Raw genomic sequence first — 7,644 nt, 5'->3', positions numbered from 1 at the left:
GTAAACTGCGAGTTGCGAGGAGTGCTGCTTCTTCGACACCTCATGCAACACGGCGAGCACCAAGTATATTTCCGGAGCGGGATATATGCACCAACTAAAGTTCGGATTTTTCTTTAATAAAAATGCTTTTGTCCCAGCCTCGTCCCTAAATGCCCTGTTCAACTAGCAATCAGTGGAGAAATACCGTTCCACTGATTGCAGTTTCACTTTAAGATTCCAGCATACTTTCCGCTTTATACCCAAGGACATTAATCGGGTCCTTTGGTGAGGAGTAAGGCGGGGCATAACCCAGCTCCAGTTCAGGAAGGTCATGTACGGTCATGTTTGCTTTCATAGCGGTTGCCATTACTGCCAGACGTTTATCGACACCTTCCCGTCCAACAGCTTGAGCTCCGTATAGACGTCCGTCTGTGGCATCAAACAGAACTTTTAAGCAGATCTTTTCAGCCCCGGGATAATAGCCGGCATGTGACCGGGTCTCGTGTACAGCCTCTTTATACCTGATTCTCAAAAGGTTTAATACAGCTTTGTTCAGTCCCGTTGCACCAGCACTTAAATCAAACACTTTGAAAATAGCGGACCCCTGAACGCCCTGATAGGCAGTATCACCGCCCTTAAGGTGTTGCGCAATGATAAAAGCCTGGCGATGAGCCGGCCCTGCAAGCGCGACATGCCTTGGCGTTCCGGTCAGCAGGTCATTTGTCTGAACTGCATCGCCCAGCGCATAAATATCCGGGTCGTTTGTTTGCATATAATCATTCACTTTAATGGCACCTGTTTCACCAATTTCCAGCGCACTGTCCGCAGCAAGTTTTACATTCGGCTGTATCCCCACGGCCATCAGGGTCATATCGGCCTGAAGACTTTTTCCGCTTGTTAAGTGCAATGTCGTACCGTTATTAGAAAATGACGCCAGTCCGTCATCCAGCAAAAGCTGAACACCTTTTGTTTCCAGATGGTCTTCGATAATGTCAGCCATATCTTTATCAACCAGTTTCATAACCTGTTCAGAATGGTCAATGATTGTACAGTTGATTCCTCGTTCCTCCAGGTTTTCCAGCATTTCCAATCCGATAAAACCAGCGCCAATTATGGCACACGTTCGCGGTTTTTCAGTTTCAATAAAGCGTTCAATCGCATCCATATCCGGGATATTGTGCAGGGTGAAGGTTCGTTTGTGATTCATCCCTTCCAGTGCCGGTTTTTTGGCAGAAGCACCCGGGGAAAGGATGAGTTTATCATAGGATGTTTGTTCTGTGCCTGATGAATCCCGATAGGCAATCGTCTTATTTTCACGATCGATGGCTGTCACCTCTGTATTAGTCTGCAAGTTTATGTCATACTTCGCGGCAAATTTATCGCTGCTGACAAGGAGGTGGTCCCGTTTATTAACAATTCCGCCCAGATAGTAGGGCATGCCACACGTTGAAAAAGCAATTTGTTCGCCTTTATCAAACAGCGTAATGTCTGATTCCTGATCGTCGCGGCGTATTTGTGCAGCAACGTTAGCACCGCCCGCAACGCCTCCGACAATGACAATTTTTTTGACCATATGTCATGTGCCCTCCTTTCATAATAAAATTCCCTTTTGCGAGACGTTTTAATCCCCGGATGCTGAAGTTCACAATTAAAGCCTCTCACATAGACGTCGTTTAACAAAGAAAAATGGAAGCCTGCAGTGCAGACTTCCACGGTCAGATGATTCCCAGTGAATTTAAAAATACGATAACGATCGTAACAGGCACAACCCAGCGCATAATCTGAAACCAAAGCTGATATGTGCTGGATGATAAGTTATTGCCATATGAAAATTCTTGCTTCATCAAGGTACGATCCATTTTTATCCCGATGAATAAAGCCATCAGCAGACATCCGCCCGGAAGCAGCATGTTACTGACAAGAAAGTCGCTTGCATCAAAGACGGTCAACCCAAAAATTTTAAAGTTTGCCAGTGTGCTGGACGACAGTGCGGCTGGAATACCGGCAATAAAAACAATCAGGCCGGAAATCCAAGCGACTTTGGTTCGTGAATAATCCCTTCTGGCAGTCACAGCGGCTGTCATAATTTCAAGCATGCTGAATGCCGAGGTGAAAATGGCAAACAGAAATAACAATAGGAATAACGTCAGGAATACTTCACCGAGCGGCATCTGTGCGAAAGCTTGAGGAAGTACCATAAACAAGAGGCCAGGTCCTTCTGTCGGCTCAAGTCCGAATGAAAAAACAACAGGGAAAATCGCCAGTCCGGCCAAAAGTGAAACAAAAATGTTCATAATGGATACCGATGCTGCTGAAAATGGCAGACTCACATCTTTCTCCAGATAGGAACTGTATGTCACCATCACCGAGAAACCGACAGCCAGGGCGAAGAAGGATTGACCGAGTGCATATAGAATTCCTTCTGCTGTGATTTGGGAAAAGTCCGGCTGCAGGAAAAACTTAAGACCTTCAGCTGCGCCTTCAAAGGTCACGGACCGGAGAACCAATATCATAAAAAAGATAAATAATAATGGCATCATCACTTTGCTTGCTTTTTCAATCCCGTCTTTAATGCCAAAGGAAACGATGGTGACGGCGATGATTAAAAACGTGGCATGCCCGGAAATGGCTATAAGCGGATCACCGGTAATCATTCCAAATAACTGCTCGTAATTGGCATTGTCGGAAATCACGGAACCAAACAGTGACATGATGCTGTAAATGAGCACCCATCCGCCGACAACACTATAAAATGACAGTAAGATAAATGAACCGCCGACACCCCAGTAGCCGATAATCGACCAGCCGCTGTCAGGAGCCAATTTTTTAAAAGCACTGACCGCCTCTTTCTGGGCCCCGCGGCCGATGATAAATTCAGTGATCAGCAGCGGAAGTCCAATGACTAATGTAAAGATAATAAAAAGCAGGAAAAAGGCACCACCCCCATTCATCCCCGTCATATAAGGGAATTTCCAAATGGCGCCAAGTCCGATTGCCGCTCCGGCAGATGATAAAATAAAACCAATCCTGGATGACCATTGATCACGCATAATTGTCTCCTCTCAACTCAAAACGTTAGACCAATATTATATACCATTTTCGGCCTTATCCACAATTATCACTACAATAATGCCTTGTTTGAAACATTAAATATCTTTATGGCTTTTGGAATATAATGATTGAGATCGGCACATGTCTGGGCGATCTAAGCGCAAAATCGTAAACATGTTCCCGAGAACCGAAACATGGGCGCGAAAATACAAACATGTTCCCGAATACAAAATATGGGCTCAAGTACTACTTGCCAAAACTTGCTGGAGTGACTGACTTGGGCTCTGAATGACATCTACAAGGAGGCACTGATAAAGCTGGCAGAACTTTAGCATCATTTCAAATCATTTAATTACAAACAGTTGCAATATTTTAAATCGTGATTTACACTTACAGCAGATAAATGAAATGGCGTTTCACAAAATGAAATAAGGGGGATACGGGATGTCGTTTGTCTCTGATAAAGTGAACAATTTACCGCCATATTTATTTTCCGAGTTTCAGCAGAAGAAAAAGGAACTTCAGGCAGACGGTGTGGATGTGATCGATTTGGGTATTGGTGCCCCGGATTTGCCGACACCAGATTTTATCATTGACCGACTGGCTGAAGAATCCAGAGTCGCTGCCAATCATCGTTATTCAACGTATAGTGGCACTAAAGAATTCAAGGAAGCGGTCGCTCACCATTACCAAAAACAGTATGACGTTGAACTGGATCCGGAGACGGAAGTACTCGCTCTCATTGGATCTAAAGAGGGGATTGCCAACCTGATGCACGCCACAATCAATCCCGGCGATACCGTATTAGTTCCCGACCCCGGGTATCCGGTTTATCGGACGGCCGTCCATTTAGCCGGCGGAAACAGTGTGGCTTTGCCATTGGATGCTACAAATAGTTATGAACCGTCATATGAAAAGATCGATCAAGAATCTATCAATCAAGCAAAATTAATGCTGTTGAACTACCCAGGCAATCCGACAGCCGCCACCGCAAATGACGACACTTTTTTGAAAGCGATTGCATTTGCGCGGAAAAATCAGCTGCTCCTGGTTCATGATGCCGCCTACGACATGATCACATTTAACGGGTATGAAGCACCGAGTGCCATGCAGATTCCCGGGGCCAAAGAACATGCGGTGGAATTCGGGTCGCTGTCGAAAAGTTTTAACATGACCGGTTGGCGGATTGGTTATGTGGTTGGGAACAAGGAGGTGATTCAAGCGCTGGCTGCATTCAAAAGCAATATTGATTCGAGCCAGTTCCTTCCTATCCAAAAAGCTGCTTCCGCTGCATTGACAAGTGACTTTTCGGCAGTGAAGGCGCATAACACCATTTACCAGGAGCGGATGGAAAAACTTTATTGTGCCTTCCAAGAGCTTGGTATCGAGGCAGATAAACCAAATGGGACCATTTTTCTTTGGGCAAGGGTCCCGGATGGCTTTACATCGATGTCGTTTGCGAACAAATTGCTGAACGAAGCGGGGGTTATCATCACGCCTGGGAATGCTTTTGGCTCTCGGGGTGAAGGGTATTTCAGGACAGCGCTTACGGTGACAGCCGAGCGATTGGATGATGTCATCAGCCGCATGAAACAGTTGAATTTGCAGGAGGTGCCCCGTTAATGAAAACGAAAGCGGCAACACGTACAACGAAAACGGTTACAGCCGCACAGGCTATCGTTGAGTGTATGAAAATTGAAGGAATCAGTAACGCATTTTGTGTCCCGGGGGAGAGTTATTTACCGTTGTTGGATGCACTGTATGATGACGAATCGATTAATCTGATATCTGCAAGGCATGAAAGCGGTGCGGCGTTTATGGCGGAAGGGTATGCCAAGTCATCCCTGCAGCCCGGTGTTGTGATGGCCACACGCGGTGTCGGGGCATCAAACCTTTCTATTGGGGTCCATACCGCTTATCAGGATTCCACGCCAATGGTGGTGTTTTTGGGTCAGGTACACAGTAAGTTCCGGGGCAGGGAGGGGTTTCAGGAAGTTGATCTTGATCGGTATTTCGGGCATATCGCTAAATGGGCTGTGGAAGTGAAGGACCCGGAGCGGATGGCCGAGATCGTACAGCGGGCATTCCGCATTGCCAAAACGGGTCGTCCGGGGCCTGTGGTTGTGTCGCTGCCAGAGGATGTTCTGCCGGCTGAAGCGAAGATGACATTTGGCCCGGCTGCTGTCAAGCCGAAACCGGTCCCGGCGCGGGAGGAAGTGACACAAGTTGAGCAGCTGCTGAATTCAGCCGAAAAACCGCTCATCATTGCCGGCGGGGGCATTAAACGATCGCAGGCAGAAGCGAAACTTGTGACCTTTGCCGAAAAATATCATCTACCTGTCATCGCGGCATTTCGACGGCAAGACATTTTCCCGAATGATCACCCATTGTATGCCGGGCACCTTGGACTGGGAACCAACCCGAATATACTAAAGACAGTGGCGGAAGCAGACACGATTTTGGCAATCGGCACACGGTTGTCTGAGGTGACAACGCAGGATTATCAGATCATCACACCGGAGAAAAAGTTAATCCATATCGATATTAGTTATGAGACCATTGGCAAAGTATTCATGCCGGATGCCGGGGTTGTCGCAGACGCAGGAGAAGCACTGCAGGCGTTAATCGGGATGGACATTCAGGGCAGCTGGAAAAATTGGGCGGATGAACGCAGGCGTGCTTTTGAATCAATCAGCCGTCTTGATGTATCGCATAAAGACGTCATCAATAAGCATATAGTGGCAATGATGGACAAGATATTGCCGGATAATACACTTCTGACCAATGATGCCGGAAACTTTGCCGGCTGGCTCCACGCTTTTTATCCGTTCAAAGAAAAACATACTTATGTGGGTCCCACATCCGGTGCGATGGGGTATGGGATGCCGGCAGCACTCGGGGCAAAACTCGCCTTGCCGGATAAAACGGTCGTCGCATTAGCGGGTGACGGCGGGTTCATGATGACCATGCAGGAATTGGAAACAGCGGTCAGATATAACATCCCTGTCATCTGTCTGGTTTTTAACAACAACATGTATGGAACGATCCGGATGCACCAGGAGATCCATTATCCGGAAAAAGTCATCGGCACTGATCTAGGAAGTGTTTCGTTTAAGGACTTGGCTAAAAGTGTTGGAGCAGATGGTTACTTGGTCAAGACGTCTGAGATGTTTGCTGAAGCGTTTGAAACGGCACTGCAAAAAAACGTGCCGGCTGTTATTGAGATTTTAACCGGCAAGGAACAGATTTCAGTTTCATCCACGATTGCACAAATCCGTGATCGTGCTAATCAATAGTTGATTCATATTTAATTTTAGGAGGTATGTTTTGTATGAGTGAGGTATTACTTAAGACAGAAAAACTGCAAAATTTTATTGACGGTGAATGGGTGGAAGGAAATGAATCTGCCCCAGTCGTTAATCCGGCAAACGGGGAAACGATCGTCAACGTCCCCCTGTCAGACGGCTTAACGGTTGATAAAGCCGTTGCAGCAGCCAAAAAAGCGCAAAAGGAGTGGGCGCTGGTTCCCGCACCACAGCGGGCTGAGGTTTTATTTGAAGTCGGCCGGATGATGAAGGAGCGCAAAGAGCATCTTTCTCAATTGCTGACGATGGAAAACGGCAAAGTGCTGGAAGAGGCTCGCGGTGAAGTGCAGGAAGGCATTGACATGGCGTTTTATATGGCTGGGGAAGGACGTCGCTTGTTCGGTCACACCACCCCTGCAGAATTGCCGAATAAATTTTCGATGAGCCAGCGTGCTCCGGTTGGTGTTGTCGGTATTATCACACCATGGAATTTCCCGATTGCAATTGCCACCTGGAAGTCATTCCCGGCAATCGTTGCAGGTAATGCGGTTATTTGGAAGCCCGCGACTGAAACACCGATTATGGCGTATGAGCTGGCGAAAATCCTGGAAGAAGCCGGACTGCCAAAAGGTATATTGAATGTGGTGTATGGCAAAGGCTCGCAAGTCGGCGATGCCATGGTTAATCATGATGATATCCGGGTTATTTCCTTTACCGGCTCCAATGAAACAGGACGCAATATTGCGAGTGAATGCGGCAAACAGTTGAAAAAGGTATCACTTGAAATGGGTGGCAAAAATGCCATTATCGTCATGGACGACGCAGACCTTGATTTAGCCGTTGAAGGCATTATTTGGAGTGCGTATGGCACAAGCGGCCAGCGCTGTACAGCAGCCAGCAGGGTCATCGTTCATGAAGATGTTAAAGAACGTCTCGAGGAGCGTCTGCTTGCTGAAATCGAAAAACTGACCATTGGCGACGGGCTGGATGAATCCAATAAAGTTGGTCCGATCATCAATCAGGCTGGCCTTGATAAAATCGAAAAATATATTCAGATCGGCAAAAAAGAAGGGGCAAAACTGGTTGCAGGCGGTTACGTGCTGACTGACGGTGAATTTGCAAAGGGTCACTATTTCGCACCGACATTGTTTACGGATTGCACACCGGATATGCGCATTTCCCAGGAAGAAATCTTTGGTCCGGTTATTTCGCTGATCCCGGTAAAGAGTTTTGAAGAAGCAATTGAAGTGAACAATGGCGTCTCGTACGGTCTGTCAAGCTCGATTTTCACCGCAGATGCCAACCGTGT

Annotated in this window: 5 protein-coding genes; 3 read left to right on the top strand and 2 right to left on the bottom strand. The window is 47.0% G+C overall.

Going from position 1 to position 7,644, the window contains the following annotated elements:
- Positions 1-208: 208 nt before the first annotated feature.
- On the bottom strand, positions 209-1,552 hold the full coding sequence (locus tag VK080_RS10055) for a CoA-disulfide reductase (protein WP_324224639.1): 1,344 nt from the start codon (positions 1,550-1,552) through the stop codon (positions 209-211).
- A 142-nt stretch (positions 1,553-1,694) separates the two neighbouring features.
- Complete coding sequence (locus VK080_RS10050; protein WP_324224638.1) at positions 1,695-3,029, bottom strand: sodium-dependent transporter; 1,335 nt, start codon at positions 3,027-3,029, stop codon at positions 1,695-1,697.
- A 445-nt stretch (positions 3,030-3,474) separates the two neighbouring features.
- On the opposite strand from VK080_RS10050, the gene VK080_RS10045 reads away from it, so the two are divergent.
- The 3 genes from VK080_RS10045 to VK080_RS10035 all read left to right on the top strand — a co-directional run.
- On the top strand, positions 3,475-4,653 hold the full coding sequence (locus tag VK080_RS10045; protein ID WP_324224637.1) for an LL-diaminopimelate aminotransferase: 1,179 nt from the start codon (positions 3,475-3,477) through the stop codon (positions 4,651-4,653).
- Entirely contained in the window at positions 4,653-6,326 is a 1,674-nt protein-coding gene (locus tag VK080_RS10040; RefSeq protein ID WP_324224636.1) for a thiamine pyrophosphate-dependent enzyme, read from the top strand. The genes VK080_RS10045 and VK080_RS10040 overlap by 1 nt, the downstream gene beginning before the upstream one ends.
- Positions 6,327-6,361: 35 nt before the next feature.
- The coding region (locus VK080_RS10035; RefSeq protein ID WP_324224635.1) for an aldehyde dehydrogenase family protein at positions 6,362-7,644 on the top strand (1,283 nt) is incomplete at its 3' end.

Origin of the sequence: Lentibacillus sp. (assembly GCF_035301925.1) — a bacterium.
Classification (GTDB): domain Bacteria; phylum Bacillota; class Bacilli; order Bacillales; family Amphibacillaceae; genus Lentibacillus.
The sequence above is the reverse complement of the archived record's forward strand: the minus strand, read 5'-3'. Positions and strand labels throughout refer to the sequence as shown.